The 19,962-nt window shown below is 69.1% G+C and carries 16 protein-coding genes; 10 read left to right on the top strand and 6 right to left on the bottom strand.

Annotation, left to right across the window (positions count from 1 at the left end):
• Both VGD28_RS02405 and groL read left to right on the top strand, forming a co-directional pair.
• Window positions 1-267 (top strand): co-chaperone GroES (locus VGD28_RS02405; RefSeq protein WP_331026737.1); only part of this gene is annotated, 267 nt, incomplete at its 5' end.
• A 97-nt stretch (window positions 268-364) separates the two neighbouring features.
• Complete coding sequence (gene groL, locus VGD28_RS02400) at window positions 365-2,008, top strand: chaperonin GroEL (RefSeq protein WP_331026736.1); 1,644 nt, start codon at window positions 365-367, stop codon at window positions 2,006-2,008.
• A 174-nt stretch (window positions 2,009-2,182) separates the two neighbouring features.
• Here the strand turns inward: groL and VGD28_RS02395 are convergent, their stop codons facing one another.
• The 3 genes from VGD28_RS02395 to VGD28_RS02385 are packed head-to-tail and all read right to left on the bottom strand — an operon-like array spanning window position 2,183 to window position 3,551.
• A complete protein-coding gene (locus VGD28_RS02395; protein WP_331026735.1) occupies window positions 2,183-3,115 on the bottom strand; it encodes a CorA family divalent cation transporter in 933 nt (310 codons plus the stop codon).
• Window positions 3,112-3,297 (bottom strand): hypothetical protein, encoded by a 186-nt coding sequence (locus VGD28_RS02390; RefSeq protein ID WP_331026734.1) that lies wholly within the window; start codon window positions 3,295-3,297, stop codon window positions 3,112-3,114. Before VGD28_RS02390 ends, VGD28_RS02395 begins: the two co-directional genes overlap by 4 nt.
• Before the next feature lie 17 nt (window positions 3,298-3,314).
• Window positions 3,315-3,551, bottom strand: a complete 237-nt coding sequence (locus VGD28_RS02385) for a hypothetical protein (RefSeq protein ID WP_331026733.1) — start codon at window positions 3,549-3,551, stop codon at window positions 3,315-3,317.
• Window positions 3,552-3,860: 309 nt separating this feature from the next.
• Here VGD28_RS02385 and VGD28_RS02380 point away from each other — a divergent pair, with 309 nt between their 5' ends.
• From VGD28_RS02380 to VGD28_RS02370, 3 genes are read left to right on the top strand one after another with little or no spacing between them, the layout of a single operon-like run.
• Entirely contained in the window at window positions 3,861-5,066 is a 1,206-nt protein-coding gene (locus tag VGD28_RS02380; protein ID WP_331026732.1) for a GNAT family N-acetyltransferase, read from the top strand.
• Entirely contained in the window at window positions 5,063-5,953 is an 891-nt protein-coding gene (locus tag VGD28_RS02375) for a cupin-like domain-containing protein (RefSeq protein ID WP_331026731.1), read from the top strand. The genes VGD28_RS02380 and VGD28_RS02375 overlap by 4 nt, the downstream gene beginning before the upstream one ends.
• Window positions 5,950-7,002: a GNAT family N-acetyltransferase gene (locus VGD28_RS02370; protein ID WP_331026730.1), complete on the top strand. Its 1,053-nt coding sequence runs from the start codon at window positions 5,950-5,952 to the stop codon at window positions 7,000-7,002. Before VGD28_RS02375 ends, VGD28_RS02370 begins: the two co-directional genes overlap by 4 nt.
• On the opposite strand, the gene VGD28_RS02365 is transcribed toward VGD28_RS02370, so the two are convergent.
• A complete protein-coding gene (locus VGD28_RS02365; protein ID WP_331026729.1) occupies window positions 6,992-7,765 on the bottom strand; it encodes a hypothetical protein in 774 nt (257 codons plus the stop codon). The two genes, VGD28_RS02370 and VGD28_RS02365, sit on opposite strands and share 11 nt — an antisense overlap.
• A 29-nt stretch (window positions 7,766-7,794) precedes the next feature.
• Window positions 7,795-9,891, bottom strand: coding sequence for a TonB-dependent receptor domain-containing protein (locus VGD28_RS02360; protein ID WP_331026728.1), 2,097 nt, complete (start codon window positions 9,889-9,891; stop codon window positions 7,795-7,797).
• Between the two features lie 151 nt (window positions 9,892-10,042).
• Between VGD28_RS02360 and VGD28_RS02355 the strand changes: the two genes are divergently transcribed.
• Entirely contained in the window at window positions 10,043-11,662 is a 1,620-nt protein-coding gene (locus tag VGD28_RS02355; RefSeq protein WP_331026727.1) for a DUF6311 domain-containing protein, read from the top strand.
• A gap of 6 nt (window positions 11,663-11,668) precedes the next feature.
• Here the strand turns inward: VGD28_RS02355 and VGD28_RS02350 are convergent, their stop codons facing one another.
• Entirely contained in the window at window positions 11,669-12,727 is a 1,059-nt protein-coding gene (locus VGD28_RS02350; protein ID WP_331026726.1) for a mannose-1-phosphate guanylyltransferase/mannose-6-phosphate isomerase, read from the bottom strand.
• A 163-nt stretch (window positions 12,728-12,890) separates the two neighbouring features.
• Here VGD28_RS02350 and VGD28_RS02345 point away from each other — a divergent pair, with 163 nt between their 5' ends.
• Genes VGD28_RS02345 through VGD28_RS02330 form a run of 4 tightly spaced genes read left to right on the top strand, consistent with a single transcriptional unit; the run spans window position 12,891 to window position 19,788 of the window.
• A complete protein-coding gene (locus tag VGD28_RS02345; protein WP_331026725.1) occupies window positions 12,891-14,279 on the top strand; it encodes a TIGR03013 family XrtA/PEP-CTERM system glycosyltransferase in 1,389 nt (462 codons plus the stop codon).
• A 4-nt stretch (window positions 14,280-14,283) separates the two neighbouring features.
• Window positions 14,284-16,320 (top strand): XrtA/PEP-CTERM system histidine kinase PrsK, encoded by a 2,037-nt coding sequence (prsK, locus tag VGD28_RS02340; RefSeq protein WP_331026724.1) that lies wholly within the window; start codon window positions 14,284-14,286, stop codon window positions 16,318-16,320.
• On the top strand, window positions 16,317-17,669 hold the full coding sequence (gene prsR, locus VGD28_RS02335) for a PEP-CTERM-box response regulator transcription factor (protein ID WP_331026723.1): 1,353 nt from the start codon (window positions 16,317-16,319) through the stop codon (window positions 17,667-17,669). The genes prsK and prsR overlap by 4 nt, the downstream gene beginning before the upstream one ends.
• A complete protein-coding gene (locus tag VGD28_RS02330) occupies window positions 17,653-19,788 on the top strand; it encodes a tetratricopeptide repeat protein (RefSeq protein WP_331026722.1) in 2,136 nt (711 codons plus the stop codon). The genes prsR and VGD28_RS02330 overlap by 17 nt, the downstream gene beginning before the upstream one ends.
• Window positions 19,789-19,962 lie beyond the last annotated feature (174 nt).

Raw genomic sequence — 19,962 nt, 5'->3', positions numbered from 1 at the left:
GACCGAGTCCTCGTCCGCCGCGTCGAGGCCGAGGAGAAGACCGCCGGCGGGATCATCATTCCCGACACCGCCAAGGAAAAGCCGCAGGAGGGCGAAGTCGTCGCCGTCGGTTCGGGCGCCCGCTCGGACGAGGGCAAGGTGACTCCGCTGGACGTCAAGGCCGGCGACCGCATCCTGTTCGGCAAATGGTCGGGCACCGAAGTGAAGATCGGTGGCGAAGACCTCATCATCATGAAGGAAAGCGACATCTTGGGCATCGTTGGCTGAGCCAATGATGACCAACCCCGGCGCAGGCCGGGGCCCAGTCAAACATCAATCTGGGTTCCCGCTTTCGCGGGAATGACAAGAAAGAGGGATTGCTAACATGGCAGCCAAGGACGTGAAATTCTCGCGCGACGCGCGCGAGCGGATTCTGAAGGGCGTCGACCTCCTCGCCGACGCCGGCAAGGTAACCTGGGGCCCCAAGGGCCGCAACGTCGTCATCGACAAGAGCTTCGGCGCGCCGCGCATCACCAAGGACGGCGTCACCGTCGCCAAGGAGATCGAGCTCAAGGACAAGTTCGAGAACATGGGCGCGCAGATGCTGCGCGAGGTGGCCTCGAAGACCAACGACATCGCCGGTGACGGCACCACCACCGCGACCGTGCTCGCCCAGGCGATCGTGCGCGAGGGCATGAAGTCGGTCGCGGCCGGCATGAACCCGATGGACCTCAAGCGCGGCATCGACCTCGCGGTGACCAAGGTGGTCGCGGACCTGCAGTCGCGCTCGAAGCCGGTCGCCGGTTCGAGCGAGATCGCCCAGGTCGGCATCATCTCGGCCAATGGCGATCGTGAAGTCGGCGAGAAGATCGCCGAGGCGATGGAGAAGGTCGGCAAGGAAGGCGTGATCACCGTCGAAGAGGCGAAGGGTCTCGAATTCGAGCTCGACGTCGTCGAGGGCATGCAGTTCGACCGCGGCTATCTGTCGCCCTACTTCATCACCAACCCCGAGAAGATGGCGGTCGAGCTCACCGATCCGTACATCCTGATCCACGAGAAGAAGCTGTCGTCGCTCCAGGCGATGCTGCCGATCCTCGAGGCGGTCGTGCAGTCGGGCCGTCCGCTGCTGATCATCGCCGAGGACATCGAGGGTGAGGCGCTGGCCACGCTCGTCGTCAACAAGCTGCGCGGCGGCCTCAAGGTCGCAGCGGTCAAGGCGCCGGGCTTCGGCGATCGCCGCAAGGCGATGCTCGAGGACATCGCGATCCTCACCAAGGGCGAAGTCATCTCGGAAGACCTCGGCATCAAGCTCGAGTCGGTTACCCTCGGCATGCTCGGCACCGCCAAGCGCGTCTCGATCGACAAGGACAACACCACCATCGTCGATGGTGCGGGTGAAGCCGATGCGATCAAGGGCCGCACCGACGCGATCCGCCAGCAGATCGAAGTCACCACAAGCGATTACGACCGTGAGAAGCTCCAGGAGCGTCTCGCCAAGCTCGCCGGCGGCGTGGCCGTGATCAAGGTCGGCGGCGCTTCGGAAGTCGAGGTGAAGGAGCGCAAGGACCGCGTCGACGACGCGCTGCACGCGACCCGCGCGGCTGTCGAAGAGGGCATCGTCCCCGGCGGCGGCACGGCGCTGCTCTACGCGACCAAGGCGCTCGACGGTGTCGACGGCGCGAACGAGGACCAGACCCGCGGCGTCGACATCGTCCGCCGCGCGCTGACCTCGCTCGTCCGCCAGATCGCCGCGAATGCCGGCCATGACGGCGCGGTCGTCTCGGGCAAGCTGCTCGACCAGACCGACACGTCGTTCGGCTTCAACGCTGCGACCGACACGTACGAGAACCTGGTCACCGCCGGCGTGATCGACCCGACCAAGGTCGTCCGCACCGCGCTGCAGAACGCGGCCTCGGTCGCCGGCCTGCTCATCACCACCGAAGCGGCGGTGAGCGAGCTGCCGGAAGACAAGCCCGCAATGCCCGCCATGGGCGGCGGCATGGGCGGCATGGGCGGCATGGATTTCTGAGCCAGGGCGGCCTGAGCTAACCCCGGTTAGCTCAGGACTCGCCGAAGGCTCGGACGGCGGGCGGCAGGGACTCCGGCCGATCCGACCGACGCCGCGGCTTTGCCGCGGCTGTCCACCGAACCGCAAAGCAAGGGGCCGGCGGAGCGATCCGCCGGCCCTTTCCTCGTCTCCAGCCTAGCGCAGCCATCCCTTGCGCTTGATATACCAGAGCGGCAGCAGCGCCGCGAGCAGGGTCAGCAGGATCGTGGCGGTGAACCCCCATTCCCACGACAGCTCGGGCATCACCGAAAAGTTCATGCCATAGAAGGTCGCGATCAGCGTCGGCGGCAGGAACACCGCGGTGATGATCGTGAACACCTTCACCACCTGATTCTGCTTCACGTTCAGGCTCGTCATCACCGATTGCTGGAGATAGCGGACCTTGTCGTGCTCGAACCCGGCATGCTCCTTGATGCTCTGGATGTCGGAGATCAGCGTCTCGATCTGCCCGCGCAGCTCGGCATCCTCGACTTCCGCCCGCAGATAGCGCGCCGCCCGCGCCAGCAGCAGCTGGCTTTCCAGGATGCGCGAGACCAGCTCCTCGCGATCGTTGAGCTCGGCCATCGTCTCGCCGATGTCATCCGTCGTCAGCTCGCGGCCGGCTTCGTCATAGCCTTCGGCGATCAGGCGGATCTTGCGGTTCATCCCCTCCAGCGCCGCGCTGGCAAGCTCGAGGATCTGGTTCGACGCCGAGTTCACCGCCTGAAGCAGCGCGTACATCACGCCATGCGCGGTGCGCGGGATGCCCGGCCGCCGCCGCAGGATCGTCAGCGCCCGGTCGAACGGCGCGAAGCCGCCTTCCGGCTCGAGCGTCACCAGCACCTCCTCGCCCAGCGCGAAGGCGATATGGTCCTGCCGCACGTCATGGCCCTCCCGCGCCAGCACGCTGACGGGCAGGTAGATGAACGCCTCATCCTCCTCATAGCCCTCTTCGGGCGGCGGGAAGCGCGCGCCGAGCTCGTTCGCGGCGCGGGCCATGCCCTGCGCGTCGTCGCTGCGCAGCCGCCGCCACACCGGGGCAAGGCTCGCCTGATCGGGGGCCAGCCCCGCATGATTGATCTGTGTCATTGCCTATTCCTTCCCGACCCCTCGGCGTGCGAGGGCGAGGACGACGAGGTGACCGTCGCCGTCCCGCCCGGCTGGGCATAGTGGATTCCGATCATCGCGGCGCAGATCAGGACGTAGAGGATGATCACCGAAAGGATCACCTCGCGCTCCAGGTCCGCGGACGAGTTCCTGCGCTTGCGCATGGGTCAGCCCTCCCGCGTCAGGCAGCGAGACGGAAAATGCGGCGCGGTGCGGCGCATCGCGGCGCCGCCTCCCCCTCGTCGCGCACCCAGCATGCCTCGGGTACGCCGGTCGCCGGGTTGCGCGACCAGTCGAGCCGCAGCGGCGCGGGCCGAGCGGCGAGGCCCTCCACCCGCACGGGCAGACGATAGACGCACGCGGCCCGACGGCCCGGCGCCAGCGTGAAGCGGCGATTGTTCAGATTGGTGTTGGTCATGCTCACCTCCATCGGCCCGTCATGGGCCTCCGGGGCGAGCGGGGACGCGACTAGCGGCCGGCGCTCGCCCGGCGATCCGTGCCGGGCGCGTTCCTCGGTTCCGATGCGGCGGCGGTCATGCCCGTCGCCGCGTTGCTACTAGAGTCGCTGTCCATGGTTCCTCTGGTTGCGATTCCCGCGCCCCGGATTGGGCGCGGCCGGGCGTGTGCGCCTCTCCGGCAAAAGCGTCAACCCCGGACGGTTCGAGCCGCGCTACCCGAAATTTAACGCTTCGCCGCTACCACAGGCGCAGGGGTGCAGGAGCGGCAGGTGAACGCGGCAAGAGCCATCGACAGATCGAACAACCGTGAGACGCCGCAGCTGCGCCTCGCGCCCGTCGCCGCGTCATCCGATATTTCCGCCGATTTCCTCCCCCTCGGCCTGCTCGACCCGGCCTTCGCCGCCGAATGGGACGATCTCGCCTCCGATGCGTCCGAGCCCAACGCTTTCATGGAGCGCTGGTTCGTCTCCGCGGGCGCGGCGCACCTTGCTCCCCGCCGCGACGGACGCCTCCTCGCCATCCGCGAAGCCGGCACGCTCATCGCCCTGCTGCCGCTCGCCATCGAGCCGCGCTACGGCCGCCTGCCGGTCGCGCATGTCGAGAATTGGCTGCATTATCACTGCTTCCTCGGCGGTCCCCTGCTCCGCCGCGGCCATGAGGTGACCGCCTGGGCCGCGATCCTCGAAGCGCTCGACACCGATCCGCGCGCGACCGGTCTGCTCCACCTCACCGGCCTCGTCGAAAACGGCCCCGTCCACCGCGCGCTCCTCGCCGCGGCGAACCGCCCCTGCGACACCGTCCACCGGATCGAGCGCGCTTTGCTCGAGAGCGACCTTGCGCCCGCCGCCTATTACGAGGCGACGGTGCGCAAGAAGAAGCGCAAGGAGATCAAGCGCCTTCAGTCGCGCCTCGCCGAGCTGGGCGTCGTCACCACCACGCGCCTCGCCAATCGCGACGGCCTCCCCGCTTGGATCGACACCTATCTCGCGCTGGAGAAATCGGGCTGGAAGGGCCGGGCGGGTTCGGCACTCGCCTGCGAGCCGCACACCGCCGCCTTCTTCCGCGACGCACTCGCCGCCGCGTTCGACGCGGGCAAGCTCGAGCTGCTCCGCCTCGATCTCGACGGCAAGCCGCTCGCGATGCTGGTCAACTTCCTCACCGCCCCCGGCGCCTTCTCGTTCAAGACCGCGTTCGACGAGGCGTTCGCCCGCTACTCCCCCGGCGTGCTCATCCAGCTCGAGAATCTGGCGATCCTCGACAATCCGGACATCGCCTGGATGGACAGCTGCGCCGCCGCCGACCATCCGATGATCGACAGCCTGTGGGGCGAGCGCCGCGCGATCGTCCGCGTCACCCTGCCGCTCGCCGGCTGGCGCAGCCGCGCCCTGTTCCACGCCGCCCGCGCCGTCGAGCGCGCTGCTTCCGCCATCCGCGCCCGCCGCGCGCGTCCCGCTCTCCCGGAGACCGAAGAATGAACGCCCCCGCCTCCCGCCTCGTGCCAGGAACCGTGTTCGACGCCGACGCCCGCGCCCGCTTCGCCGACCTCTATCCCGAGCAGCCGGGCAAGATCGCCCACGGCCTGACCGGCCATCCGCTGTTCGAGCTGGAGGCGCTGGTCGAACTGTCGCAGCGCATCCGCCCTGTCGATGTCGAGCAGAACCTCGCCGATCTGCCGATCGAGGTCGATCCATCGACCGTCCGGCACAACGGCCTGTCGGTCGCGGACTCGATCCGCTCGATCGAGGCGAACGGCTCGTGGATGGTGCTCAAGTTCGTCGAGCAGGACACAGTCTATCGCCAGCTGCTAGACGAGATCCTCGATGAGCTGGAGCCGGTGGTCTCCGCCCGCACCGGTGCGATGATCAAGCGGGAGGCGTTCATCTTCGTCTCCTCGCCCAACGCCGTCACGCCGTTCCACATGGACCCGGAGCACAACATCCTGCTCCAGCTGCGCGGCACCAAGACGATGACCTTGTTTCCCGCCGCCGATCCCGAACTGACCCCGGGCGCATTGCAGGAGGAGTTCCATCGCGGCGCCCACCGCAACCTGCCCTTCCGCGACGGATTCGCCACGAAAGGCCAGCCGATCGAGCTCACGCCAGGCGAGGGCCTGTACGTACCGGTCAAGGCCCCGCACTGGGTGCAGAACGGCCCGGCTACCTCGGTCTCGCTGTCGGTCACCTGGCGCTCCGAATGGAGCTATCGCGAGGCCGACGCCCACGCCTTCAACCGGCTGCTGCGCCGCGCGGGCCTCATCCCCGCGATGCCCGCCCGCTATCCGCGCCAGAACATGCTCAAGGCCTATGCCTGGCGCGCGCTCGCCAAGGCGAAGCGGCTGGCGGGGAACCCCGACCCGCAATGAGCGCGCCGCTGCCCCTCACCGCCCCCCGCGACGCCGTGCGAGTCCTCGATTCGCTCGACGCCCTCGCACGCGATGCGGCCAAGGGCTTCGATCGCGCGACGCAGCCGGGCTTCTACGACCGCCACGACTGGCTCGCGCTGACCCGCGACCACATCTACCCCGGCGATCCGCTCGCCATCGCCACCGCGCGCGAAGCGGATGCCGCCGCATGGCTTCCCCTGCGCGATTGCGGCGGAGGGCACGGCCGCGGCCTCGCCAGCTGGTACACGCTCGCCTTCGCCCCGCTCTTCACGCCCGGCGTCGCTCCGGACACCCGTGCCCGCCTGCTCGCCGAACTCGCGCGCGTCCTGCGCTCCCGCTTCGACACGCTCAGCCTGTGGCCGCTCGAGGCCGATGTCGCCGAGGAGCTTCAGACCGCCTTCCGCGCGCAAGGCTGGCTGCCGCGCCTGCAGGTCGAGGCCGCCAACTGGGTCGCCGACACCGCCGGCCTCGATTTCGACGGCTATTGGGCCAATCGCCCGTCCAGGCTGCGCAACACCGTCCGCCGCCGCACCAGGAACTCGCCCTTCACGACCGAGGTGCTCGACCGGTTCAGCGATGCCGCATGGGACGCGTATGAAGCCGTCTATACGCAAAGCTGGAAGCCCGAGGAAGGCGCCCCCGCCTTTCTCCGCGCCGCCGCCGCGCGGGAAGGGGCTGCCGGCACGCTCCGCCTCGGCATCGCCCGGCGCGACGGCGCGCCCGTCGCCGCGCAATTCTGGACGGTGGAGAACGGCCACGCGACGATCCACAAGCTCGCCTATCTCGAAAGCGAGCGCGAGCATTCGCCCGGCACGCTGCTGTCGGTGGCGATGTTCCGCCACGTCCTCGACCGGGATCGCCCTGCAGTGATCGATTACGGCAATGGCGACGAGCCTTATAAGGCCGAGTGGATGGACCGGCGCCGCGAGCGCTTCCGCCTGCGCCTGTTCAACCTGCGCAGCGTCGGCGGGCTCTCTCAGGGCGCGGCACGTGCCGCCCGCGCCGCGCTTCGCCGCATCACCGGCTGAGCGGCTCCGCGGCAATTGTATAGTCAAATCCGTGGCGCAGTCCGTCGAGACGCGCCACGGCGGTCAGCGCACGGTCGCGAATCCCCTCGCCCTGCGTCCGCAGTGCCGCCGCCAGCACCCGGTCGGGCATCGCCTCCAGCCGGCGCAGGCTCATGTCGATCTGGCTGTTCACGAAGCGCGCGCCGTAGCGGATCGGAAAGCGCTTCGCGTCGATCACCCGCCAGCCGCTCGCCTCCAGCCGTTCCAGCACCCATTCCATCGGGAATTCGCGATAGGGCCGCTCGCCCGACAGCAGCAGGCAGGCGTCGCGATACCGCCCGATCTCCCACACGATCCGGCCTGGCTCGGTCCCGGGATCGCCGGCCACATAGGGTTCCAGCCCGACCAGATAGAGCCGCCCGGCCGTCATGCCGTGCAGCCGCGCGAACATCCGCTCCTGGAAATAGGGCGCGAACCCCTCGACCGCACCGATCAGATAGTCGGCCAGCACGGTGTCGAACCGCTCGCCTGCCAGCAGTTGCGGATCGGCCCAGTTGCCGACGATGATCCGGTCCTGCGCCCGCCGCACCGGCTCGGCCACGTCGCGCACCTGTGCCGCATGCGCCACCGCCCCGCTCACCGCGACCCAGCGCCCGGTCTCGATCGATGTCACCCAGCGGATCGAGTTGGTGCCCGTCCCGGCGTCGAGCACCGCGCCCCAGGGCTGCCCGCCTTGAAGCGCTTCGATATGCCGGAACAGTGCGGACGGCTGCCACGCCCGCACTGCCCCCGCTTGAGCGGAGAGGACCCCGCTCAGAACGCCGCCCGCAGGCCGAACACCACGTTGCGCCCGCGCAACGGCGCTGCGTTCTTGATGAACGACGCGTGGTTGAACGCCAGCTCGTTGGTCAGGTTGGTGCCGCGCACGAACAGCTCGGCGCTGCGGTTGGCGCCCAGCTCCAGTCTGTAGGCGACCGTCGCGTTGACCATGTCGTAGCCCGGCGTCGTGGTCTCGTAGGACGCGACCTTGCCCTGCTCGAACACGTGATAATATTCGGCGTCCGCCGTGAACGGCCCGACATGCGCGTCGGCGCGTGCCCCCAGCCGCCCGCCGGGGATGCGCGGAAGATTGCCCTGCCCGTCCTTGAACTTGGCGCGGACATAGTCGCCGAACACCGATGCCGCGAACTGCGGGGTGAATTCGTAGCGCACCTCGCCGTCGATCCCGGTGAAGGTCGCGCCGCGCCCGACATAGCGGATCAGCCGGAAATCCTCGAACTGGTCGATCGTCTCGCCATAGATGTAGTTCGAGAAATCCTGATGGTACGCGCCGATCGTGAAGGTCGCCGCCCCCTGCGTCTTGCGCAGCGTCAGGTTGACCGAGTTCGACTTCTCCTCGTCGAGCGAGACATCCACCGGCAGCCGCGTGTTGCCCGTGACCATGCCGATCTCGAACGTGTTGGTCGCAAGATGGACGCCATAGGCATAGAGCTCCTGCACCGAAGGCGCGCGCTCGGCATGCGCAAAGGACAGGGCGACCGAATAGCTGTCATTGAGGTTCCACACCGCCGCAGCCGAGGCAGAGAAGGGGCTGTGGCTGATCGAGGGATAGCGCACCGCCCCCGACTTCACCTCCTGCCATTCCTGCCGCACCGCGCCCTCGAGCCGCACCGGGCCGAGCTGCAGCGTCTCCATCAGGAACAGCGCGGTGTTCTTGGTCGTGGTGTCGATCAGGAACGCTTCGGCGCCATCGGCGGAGAAGTCGCTCTCCCAATGCTGCACCCCGAACACGCCGCGCAGCCCGCCGATCGGCTTGTGCGCCAGCTCCAGCCGGATGTCGGTCGCCTTGTTGCGGAAAGTCGTGGCGACTTCGCCCTCGTCCAGCTCGTCATGCTCGTAATCGGTGAACGACACGCGGAAGCGCACGCGCTCGAAGCCCGGCAGCGGGTCACGCCAGTCGCTGCGGATGTCGAAGCGGTCGCTGCGCATGTTCACATAGGGCGGATCCTCATGCTCGCCATGCCCGTGGTCATGGTCGTGGTCGCCGTCGTCATGGCCGTGCCCGCCGCAATGCAGGCTGGTGCCGTGCGGATGGCAGTCCTCATATTCGTGGCTGTGGCCGGGCAGGCCATAGGTGCTGCGCTGGCGGGTATAGGCGACGCCCAGATAACCCCTGTCGCCGATCCAAGAGGCGCCTGCGCTGATGGTATCGGTGTCGTTGTACGATCCGGCGACGCGATCCTCGCCGAAGCTGCCGGGCACGCGATAGTCGTCGGACTCGCGCTTCACCCCTTCGACGCGGAAGGCGAACGGGCCGAGGCCGACCGTCGCGCCGCCGACGATCGCACGCTCGTCGTCGCCCGTGCCCAGCCGGCCCTCGATCGCACCGGTGATGCCGCCCTCGGGGATCGATGTCGGCACCTTCTCGTCCAGCAGGTTGATCGCACCGCCGCTCGCGCCGCTGCCGTAAAGCAGCGTCGCCGGGCCGCGCAGCACCTCGATCCCGCGCAGCAGCAGCGGCTCGGCGGCGATATTGTGGTCGGGCGAGATCGTCGACGCGTCCTGGATGCCGACGCCGTCGGTCAGCGCCTGGACGCGCGGCGCGGTCTGGCCGCGGATCACCGGGCGGCTCGCCCCCCCGCCGAAGCTCTCGAAGTTGATCCCCGGCTGGCCCGCCAGCGTCTCGCCGATCGTCGCCGCGCGGCGATGGACCAGCTCGTCGCCGCTCAGCGTGATCACCGGGGTCGCGGTCTCGTCGGCGGTCTGTTGCAGCGGAGTCGCGGTGATCACCACCTCGCCTTCGGCATGGCTGCCGGCCTGCCCTGCACCGCTCGCGCTGCTCGCAAAGGCCGCAGCTGGCATGATGGCGGCCGCCGAAGCGGCACAGAAAAGATGCTGACGGATTTTCACGCTGAACCCCTTTCACTACGGAACGTGCGTCCGGTAGGATATGATGTAACATCACGCAATAGGCTATTTGATGTTTTGCGGGGTATTGGCTCAGGGCGCGCGCCGCGGCTAACAACAAGCGATGCGCGAAGGGGCGCGCTTCGAGGGAGCGATGAGGGGGATTCTTGCCATCAAGCGCGATCAGGTCGCGCCGTTCGCGATGCTCGCCGCGCTCGCCATCGCGCTGTTCTCCGCCTTCTTCCACTGGCAGGTTCTCGACATCTCCAACGTCGCCTGGCTGCTGCGCGGCACCGACAATGGCGAGAATGCGCTGGGCCTCCATGCCTGGCTGCACGATCCCGCGCCCGGCTTCCTGCGTACCACCCTGCTCAATGCGCCCGAGGGGACCGGCCTGCTGTTCACCGACAGCAACCCGCTGCTCTCGGCGCTGGCCTTCCCCTTGCGCGGTCTGCTTCCCGCCGACGCGCAGCTGATCGGCTGGTGGCTGCTCGTCTGCCTGTTCCTGCAGCTCTTCTTCGCCTGGAAGCTGCTCGATCGCCACGCGCCCAATCCCGTCGCGTTGTGGTGCGGCGTGCTGCTGCTCGCGGCGCTGCCGACGCTGTTCAACCGCATCGTCCATGTGAACCTGATGGCGCACTGGCTGATCCTGTGGTCGCTCTGGCGTTTCACCGATCCGCAGCGGGCGGCGTCGAACCGGGGCTGGGCGGTGCTGATCGCGATCACCGCCTTCATCCACTCCTACCTGCTGGTGATGGTCGGCGCGATCTGGGCGAGCGCGATGCTCGAGCGGCTCTGGCACGACCGCAAGGCGGCACCGCGCATCCTGGCGGAGTGCGCCGCGATCCTCGCGCTGGTGGGCGCGATCGCCTGGAGCCTCGGCGTGTTCGAGCCGCATTGGCCGTCGGGCAATTACGGCGCCTTCGCGATGCCGGTGGATGCGCTGTGGAACCCCGGCATCGCGATCTCGACCTTTCTCCCGGCGGTCGAGCAGCGGCCCGGCCGCGGGTTCGAGGGGTTCCAGTATCTCGGCCTGGGCCTGCTGATCCTGCTTCCGCTCGCCGCGGTCCTCGCCCGCCGCCTGCCGCGCCCGGCCGCCGGTTCGCCTGACAGCCTGGCGCGGCTCAAATGGCTGGTGCCCGCGCTGGTCACGCTCACCTGCCTCGCGATCAGCACCTATCCCGACTTCGCCGGCCAGCGCCTGCCGCGCTACCATCTGCCCGACAACGTCTCGGTCGCGCTCGACGCGGTGCGCGCATCGGGGCGGCTGTTCTGGCCGGTCGCCTATGTGCTGGTCTTTGCCGGCATCCGCATCCTCTACCGGCTCGAGCCACGGCGGGCGGGCCTCTTCCTCGCCGCGCTCGCAGCGGTCCAGGCCGCCGATCTGCTGCCCATGGCCCGCTTCATCCGCGCGCAGAGCGCCGAGGCACGCGGCGCGCCGCTCTATGTCCGCACCGCCTCTCCCGAATGGGACCGGCTGGTCGCGCAGGCAAAGGACATCGCCTTCATCCCCGGCGACGTGACCAAGGGCCTCGGGGTCTTCCAGGAAGTCACCTGGCGCGCGGCCAAGCAAAAGGTCCCGGTACGCGCGGTCTATGCCGCCCGCCCCTCGCTCGCCAGCAACGATCGCCAGAATGCGGAGACCGATGCGTTTCGCCGCGGCGAGGTGGTGCCCGGCCGGCTCTACATCCTGATCGACGGCGAGCCGATCCCGCCGCCGCTGATGACGCGAGTGCGCCTGCTCGACGGCGTCACCATCCTGTTCGAGCCGTGAAGAAGGCTATTTCCTCATCGCCTCGATGATGCGCTTCACATCCTGGCTGCGCCCGCGCGGCAGGATCAGCACATCGTCGCCATCCGCCACCACGATCAGGTCGGACACGCCGACCAGCGCGACGCGCTTGCCGGGTCCGGCGCGCACCAGGCAATCGGCGGTGTCGATCGCCACGACGTCCCCGCCACAGGCGTTGCCCGCCGCATCCCGGCCGCTGATCGCGTGCAGCGCGTCCCAGCTGCCGACGTCCGACCAGCCCATGCTCACCGGCACCACCGCGACCCGGGGCGATTTCTCCATCACGGCATAGTCGATCGAATCGGACGGCGACGCCGCGAACGCGGCCTCATCGGGCAGGATCCGCGTGCCCTGGCGCACCGCGCGCGCCATCGATGCCTGCACCGCGGCCAGCATCTCGGGCGCGAAGCTTGCCAGCGCTTCCAGGAAGGCGTCCGCCCTGAACAGGAAGATGCCGCCATTCCAGGCGTGGTCGCCCGCCGCGATCATCGCCTCGGCCAGCGCGCGCTTCGGTTTCTCGACGAAGCGCTGCACCTTATGGACGCCGGTGCCGATCGCTTCGCCTACCTGGATATAGCCATAGCCGGTCTCCGGCGCGTCTGGCGCAATGCCGAACGTCACCAGCCACCCCTCTTCGACCAGCGGCATCGCGGCATGGATCGCCGCGTGGAACGCCGCCACGTCGCCGATCACATGATCGGACGGCATCACCAGCAGCGGGTCGCTTCCACCGCCCGTCGCCAGCGCCGCCAGCGCGATCGCCGGCGCAGTGTTGCGGCCCATCGGCTCGAGGATCAGCGCCTGCGCGCGCGCTTCGATCGCGCCCAGCTGCTCCTCGACCATGTCGGCATGCAGGGCGTTGGCGACGATCACCGGCGCCGCGAAGCGCTCGCCCTCGGGGGTGCGCCGCGCGGTGAGCTGCAGCATCGTCTCTTCCGCGGTCAGCGCCAGCATCTGCTTGGGCATCTCGGGCCGCGACATCGGCCACAGCCGCGTCCCCGATCCGCCGGAGAGGATCACGGGAATGATCGGCTTGTGGTCGGTCATGCTTGTCCTCCTGCTGGGGCGCTCTAGCTGCCCATGTTGTCCCCGCCAAACACTTATCGCGACACGGATTTCCCGGCGTTCAGCATTTCTTCGTCAATTTCGCCGACACGAGCGGTCCGGTGTCGGATTTGTTTACAGTTTCCGATGTAGGGGTAGGGCCGTCATGATCCGCCTGTTCAAACACTATATCCCGAACGCGGTGCTTCTGCTCGCATTGTTCGACGTCATGCTGCTGTTCGCAGCGGCGGAGTTCGGCTGGATCTATCGCGCCTGGCAGATCGGCATGAAGGTGGAGCCGATCCATACCCGCCTTCTCCAGATGAGCAGCTTCGCCGCCTGCCTCGAGCTCGCGATGATCGCGGTCGGTGTCTATGGCGCCGATTCGCTCCAGTCGATCCGCGTCGCGAGCGCACGGCTGCTCGTCGCGGTGTCGCTCGGCACCATCTTCCTGTCGGTGGTGTTCTTCATCGTCCCGGCGCTCACCTTCTGGCGCTCGAATCTGCTCTACGCGATGCTCGCCGCCGTGGTGATGCTGTTCGTGCTGCGCCTGCTGCTCGGCAAGACCTTGGGCAGCCAGGTGTTCAAGCGCCGCGTCGTCGTGCTCGGCGCAGGCGCCCGCGCCGAGCGGCTCAAGGCGCTGTCCAAGAAGCCCGGCGCCGGCTTCGTCGTGGTCGGCTATGTCGCCATGAGCGAGGCGAACCGGGTGATCCCCGAGGCGATCGCGCGCGACGCCATCTACAACCTCGCCGATCATGTCGTGCTGCTCAACGCGAGCGAGGTCGTGCTCGCGCTCGAGGAGCGCCGCAACGCGCTCCCGCTCAAGGATCTGCTGCGCATCAAGACCACCGGCGTCCATGTCAACGACACCTCGACCTTCCTCGAGCGCGAAACCGGCCGCGTCGATCTCCAGTCGGTCAATCCGAGCTGGCTGATCTTCTCCGACGGCTTCTCCTCGGGCCGGATGCTGTCGAGCATGTTCAAGCGCTTCTTCGACATTGTCGCCAGCTTGATCCTGCTCGTGCTCACCCTGCCGCTGATCCTGCTCGGCGCGCTCGCAGTGAAGCTCGAGAGCCGCGGCCCGGCCTTCTACCGCCAGCGCCGCGTCGGCCTGTATGGTCAGGGCTTCGACATCATCAAGCTGCGCTCGATGCGCGTCGATGCGGAGGTATCGGGCAAGGCGGTGTGGGCCGAGAAGGACGATCCGCGCATCACCCGCGTCGGCCGCTTCATCCGCAAGGTGCGGATCGACGAGCTGCCGCAATGCTGGTCGGTGCTGAAGGGTGAGATGAGCTTCGTGGGCCCGCGCCCCGAACGCCCGCAGTTCGTCGAGGATCTCGAGGCGCAGCTCCCCTATTATGCCGAACGCCATATGGTGAAGCCCGGCATCACCGGCTGGGCACAGATCAACTATCCTTATGGCGCGTCGATCGAGGACAGCCGCCAGAAGCTCGAATATGATCTCTATTACGCGAAGAACTATTCGCCCTTCCTCGACGTGCTGATCCTGCTCCAGACGATCCGGGTGGTGCTCTTCCCGGACGGCGCGCGCTGATCCGATGGTCCCGGCGCTGATCCTCTGGAGCCACGCCCTCGCGGCGCTGCTGTTCGGCGCGCTCGGCTTGTGGACGTTGCGTGGGGCCGAAGCGGGCGTCCCGCGCAAGCCGCTCGCCGCCGCTTTGGTGATGACCGCGCTCTGGGCGCTGGCAGTGGCCGGGATCGGCGAGGCCGAGCTCCCCACCCGCGTTGCCGAGGCTGTACGCAACCTCGCCTGGCTGGGGTTCATGATCGCGCTCCACCGCCGCAACGGCTCTGAGCGCCCGCCCGCGGCGATCGGGACCGTCTATGGCGTGGTCGCCGTGGTCATCCTGATCGCGCTCGCGCTCCACATCATCACCGTCACCGCTCCGCAGGTCGCGCCCGAAGTGATCCAGGCCGCGCTGCTGCTGCGTATGATGGCCGCGATTGCCGCGCTGGTGCTGATCCAGAGCCTGCACAGCGCGATCACGGCGCCCGGCACCGCCGGCATGCGCCCTGTCGTGCTCGCGATCGGCGCGATGTGGCTGGTCGACATCAATGTGCTCAGCGTCGCCTGGCTCACTACGGACTGGCCGTATCAGCTGGTCGCGGTGCGGGGCGGGGCGATGGCGCTGATCGCGGCGGGAATCGCGATGGGGCTTCAGCGTCGCGGCGAATGGCCGATGCAGCTGTCGCGCACGGTCGCCTATCAGTCGCTCTCGCTGGTCGCGATCGGACTCTATTTCGCGCTGCTCGCGCTCGCCACCTCGGCGCTCGCGGCGATCGGCGGCGACAATGCCCGGCTGCTTCAGACCGCCTTCGTGTTCGGCTCCACCGCCGCGATCCTCACCCTCGTCTCCAGCCCGTGGCTGCGCGCCTGGATCAAGGTGAAGCTCGCCAAGCATTTCTTCCGCCATCGCTACGACTATCGCGCCGAATGGCTGCGCTTCACCGAGACGCTGGGCGAGCCCGAGGGCAGCGCCCCGCTCGACGAGCGCATCGTCAAGGCGCTGGCCGATCTCACCGATTCCCCCGCCGGCGTGCTGCTCGTGCCGCAGGGCGATACGCTCGGCGTCAGCGCGGCATGGAATGTCGCGCGCAGCGGCCCGCTCGCCGGCTATGGCGAAGACTGGCAGCACGCCACGCTCGATCCCGCGCTGATCCTTGAGCTCGACGCCGCCGATCCCGCCGCCGCCATTCCCGCATCGGTCCGCGGCTGGGATCAGGCCTGGGTCGTGGTTCCCCTTCCGCATCACAACCGTCTCGCCGGTGCCATCGTCCTCGCGCGGCCGCCGGTGCCGCGCGCGCTCGACTGGGAGGATTTCGACCTGCTCAAGGCCGCCGGTCGTCAGCTCGCCAGCTACCTCGCCGAGGAACGCGCGCTCGAAGCGTTGGCCGAGGCCGAGCGGTTCGACGAGTTCAACCGCCGCTTCGCCTTCATCATGCACGACATCAAGAATCTGGTCAGCCAGCTCACCTTGGTCGCGCGCAATGCCGAGCGCCACGCCGACAACCCTGCCTTCCGCGCCGACATGGTCGCGACGCTGCAGGATTCGGCCGGGCGGATGAACGACATGCTCGCCCGCCTCTCGCAGCATCACCGCGCGCGGACCGAGGCGCCGGTCGCGGTCCCGCTGGCCCCGCTCGCCCGCCGCGTGGCGAAGGCGCGCCGGGCGCAGCATCCCGTGGAGGTCTCCACCGCCGGCGACCCGCTCGCCATCGCCGACCCGGCTATGCTCGAAACGCTGCTCGGCCATCTCATCCAGAATGCGATCGAGGCGAGCGCGCCCGGCGCGCCCGTCGCGATCGAGGTCCGCACCGAACAGGGCGAAGCGCGGATCGACGTGATCGACCGCGGCGCCGGCATGTCCCCCGCCTTCATCCGCGACAAGCTCTTCAAGCCTTTCGTCTCGTCCAAGCCCGGCGGCTTCGGGATCGGCGCGTTCGAGGCGCAGAAGCTCGCCGCCGAGATGGGCGGCCGGATCGAGGTCGAGAGCAGCGAAGGCAAGGGATCGCGCTTCCGCGTGGTGCTGCGTGCGGCAGGCGCGGCGAATGGTGAAGTCGGACGGGCGGCATGAGCGACGCAAAACCAAAATTGTTGATCGTCGAGGACGATGCGGGTCTCCAGCGTCAGCTGCGCTGGGCCTATGAAGGCTATGAGATCCTGACGGCGGGCGACCGCGAGGGTGCGATCGCGATGCTTCGCGCCGAGGAACCAGCGGTGGTCACGCTCGACCTCGGCCTCCCGCCCGATCCCGACGGCACGAGCGAGGGCTTCGCCGTTCTCGAGACCATCCTCGCGCTCAAGCCCGACACCCGCGTCATCGTCGCCTCGGGCCATGGCGAGCGCGAATCGATGCTGCGCGCGATCTCGATGGGCGCGTGGGACTTCTACCAGAAGCCGATCGACATCGATGCGCTCGGCCTGATCGTCGCGCGCGCCTTCCATGTCCATGCGCTGGAGACGGAGAACCGCCGCCTCGCCGCGCGCGCTGACAGCGGCACCGCGCTCGGCGGCATCGTCACCGGCTCGCCCGAGATGCTCAAGGTCACGCGCACGATCGAGCGCGTCGCTCCGGCCGACGTCTCGGTTATGCTGCTCGGCGCCAGCGGCACCGGCAAGGAGCTGCTCGCCCGCGGCCTGCACGACGCCAGCCGGCGCAAGGGCGAATTCGTCGCGATCAACTGCGCCGCGATCCCCGAAACCCTGCTCGAATCCGAGCTGTTCGGCCACGAGAAGGGCGCCTTCACCGGCGCGGTCAAGACCACCGAAGGCAAGATCGAGCAGGCGCAGGGGGGCACGCTGTTCCTCGACGAGATCGGTGACGTCCCGCTCCCGCTCCAGGTCAAGCTGCTGCGCTTCCTGCAGGAGCGCGTGGTCGAGCGCATCGGCGGCCGCAAGCCGATCGCGGTCGACACGCGCGTGGTCTGCGCGACGCATCAGGATATCGACGCGATGGTCGCGGCCGGCACCTTCCGCGAGGACCTTTATTATCGTCTGGCCGAGATCGTCGTGCGCATCCCCTCGCTCGCCGAGCGCCCCGGTGACGCCGGCCTGCTCGCGCGCCACCTGCTCCACAAGCACGCCACCGCGATGAAGCTCGGCAACAAGAGCTTCGCGCCCGACGCGCTCGAGGCGATCGACGCGTGGCACTGGCCCGGCAACGTCCGCGAGCTCGAGAACCGCGTGAAGCGCGCCGCGATCATGGCCGATGGCAAGATGGTCACCGCCGCCGATCTCGACCTCGCGCTCGCCGAGGGTGCGGGTCCGATCAACCTCAAGGCCGTGCGCGAGGCGGCCGACCGCCGGGCCATCGTGCAGGCGCTGTCGCGCACCGACGGCAACATCTCCGGCACCGCGCGCCTGCTCGGGATCAGCCGCCCCACCCTCTACGATCTGATGAAGGCTTATGACCTCCAGCCCTGAAACCACCCGCCCCAGTGGTGCGCGCCGCAGCTGGCGCAGCGGTAACAGCCGCGCCACCGGCAAGCGCCGCGTCAACCTGCGCCGCATCGTCGTGTTCGCGCTGTGCCTCGGCGCCTTCGGCGTCGCGCTGCTCGCCTTCCGCTCCGTCGTCGCCAACCGGGTCGATCCGGAGGCCGCGCGCACAGCGGTCGCGCGCAGCCAGGCATATCTCAAGGCGAGCAACGCCTCCGCCGCGCGCAGCCAAGCGTTCACCGCCGTCCGCGCCGATCCGCAATGGGGCGAAGCGCATCTCGCGCTCGCCCGCGCCAATCTCGCGCTCGACGAGGGCATTGCCGCCGAAGCGTCGCTGCGCCGCGCCGTCGACAACGGCGTCGACCCCAAGCGCACCCACGCGCTGATGGCGCATGCGATCCTGCTGCAGGGCGACCCGCGCCGCGCGCTGGTCGAGGCGGGCAAGGCGCCCGAGGCCGATCGGCTCTACGCGCTGCGCGTCCGCACCCGCGCCTATGCCGCGGGCGGCAACCTCGCCGCCGCGCAACAGGCCGCGCTCGCCGCGATCCGCCTCGCGCCGAACGATGCCGACGCCTGGACCGATCTCGGCCGCTTCCGCCTCAATGCCGGCGACGTGGTCGGCGCGATCGAGGCCGCGGGCAAGGCGACCGCGCTCGACATGGGCAATACCGATGCGCTGATTCTGCGCGGCGAGCTGGTGCGCACCCAGTACGGGCTGGTCGCGTCGCTCCCCTGGTTCGAGGCGGCGCTGAAGCGCGATCCTTATCGCCATGCCGCGCTGATCCAATATGCCTCCACGCTGGGCGACGCCGGCCGCACGCGGGAGATGCTCGCGGTCACGCGGCGCGCGATGGAGGTCCGCCCGCGCAGCCCGCAGGCGCTCTACCTTCAGGCCGTGCTCGCCGCCCGCGCCGAGCAGTTCGGCCTCGCCCGCGACCTGCTCCAGCGCGCCGGCAGTGGCATCGCGTCGCTCCCCGGCGGCCTGCTGCTCGGCGGCACGCTCGATCTCGAGGAGGGCAGCTACGAGCGCGCGGTCGAGAAGCTACGCAACCTCGTCAATGCCCAGCCGATGAACCTCACCGCGCGCAAGCTGCTCGCCACTGCGCTGCTGCGGTCGGACGCGTCGAAGAACGGCATCGAGCTGCTGCTCCCGGTCGTCGCGCGCGGCGACGCCGATGCCTATGCGCTCACCCTCGCCGCGCGCGGCTATGAGCGCATCGGCCAGCGGGACGTTGCGGCGCGCTATTTCGATCGTGCGGCATCTCCGGCGCGCGACGGTTCTGCATGGTTCAGCGCCGACGATGCGCTCCCGATGCTCACCGCGGCCGCGCAAAAGGCACCCGCCGACGATCCGCGCGCGGCGATCCCGCTGATCCGCGGCCTGATCGACGGCGGCGACAAGGCCGGCGCGCTGGTCCGGGCGCAGGATATCGCCAGCCGCAATCCCGGTGCGCCCGCCGCGCACACGCTGGTCGGCGACACGCTGATGCTGCTCAAGCGCCCCGGCGACGCCGTGCGCGCCTACAAGGACGCCGCCAGCATCCGCTTCGACGAAGCGGCGATGCTCCGCCTCGTCGAAGCACTCGACCGTTCGGGCCAGCGGCAGGAAGCGTCGACCACGCTCGCGCTATTCCTGTCGCAGAACCCGCTCAATCTCGCCGCGCTGCGCCTGTCGGCCAGCTGGCAAGCCGCCGCGGGCGACTATGACGCGGCGATCGATTCGCTCGAGGCGGTGCGCCTGCGCGTGGGCAACCGCGACGCCGCCCTGCTGGCCGAGCTCGCCCTGGCCTATGCCGGCGCCGGCGAGCCCGAGCGCGCCGCGCGCTATGCCGAAGCCGCCTATCATCTCGCCCCGTCCAATCCGGCGGTCGCCGGTGCGATGGGCTGGACGCTTGCGGAGAGCGGCGACACCGAAGGCGGGATCGAGCTGCTGCAAAAGGCCGTCGCGCTCGCCCCCCGCCACCCGATGCTGCGCTGGCAGCTGGCGCAGGCCTATGCCGAGGCCGGCCGCGGCGCCGACGCCAAGGCACAGGCGCAGGCCGCGATCGCCATCCCCGGCTTCGCCGACCGCCGCGCCGCCGAAGCGCTGATCGCGAAGCTGGCCTAACATCCCGACGTCAACGGCAGGCATTTAGATAATCCCCTCCGCCAGGGGGACGTAGCAGTCCCGGACTTGTTCCGGGGCTGACGGAGGGGGCGGATGCCGGAACGTGCGTTGGAGAGTCCTCCCCCTCCGTCGCGCTACGCGCGCCACCTCCCCCTGGCGGGGGAGGATTGCACT

Origin of the sequence: Sphingomonas sp., from assembly GCF_036402235.1 — a bacterium.
GTDB lineage: Bacteria > Pseudomonadota > Alphaproteobacteria > Sphingomonadales > Sphingomonadaceae > Sphingomonas.
The sequence above is the reverse complement of the archived record's forward strand: the minus strand, read 5'-3'. Positions and strand labels throughout refer to the sequence as shown.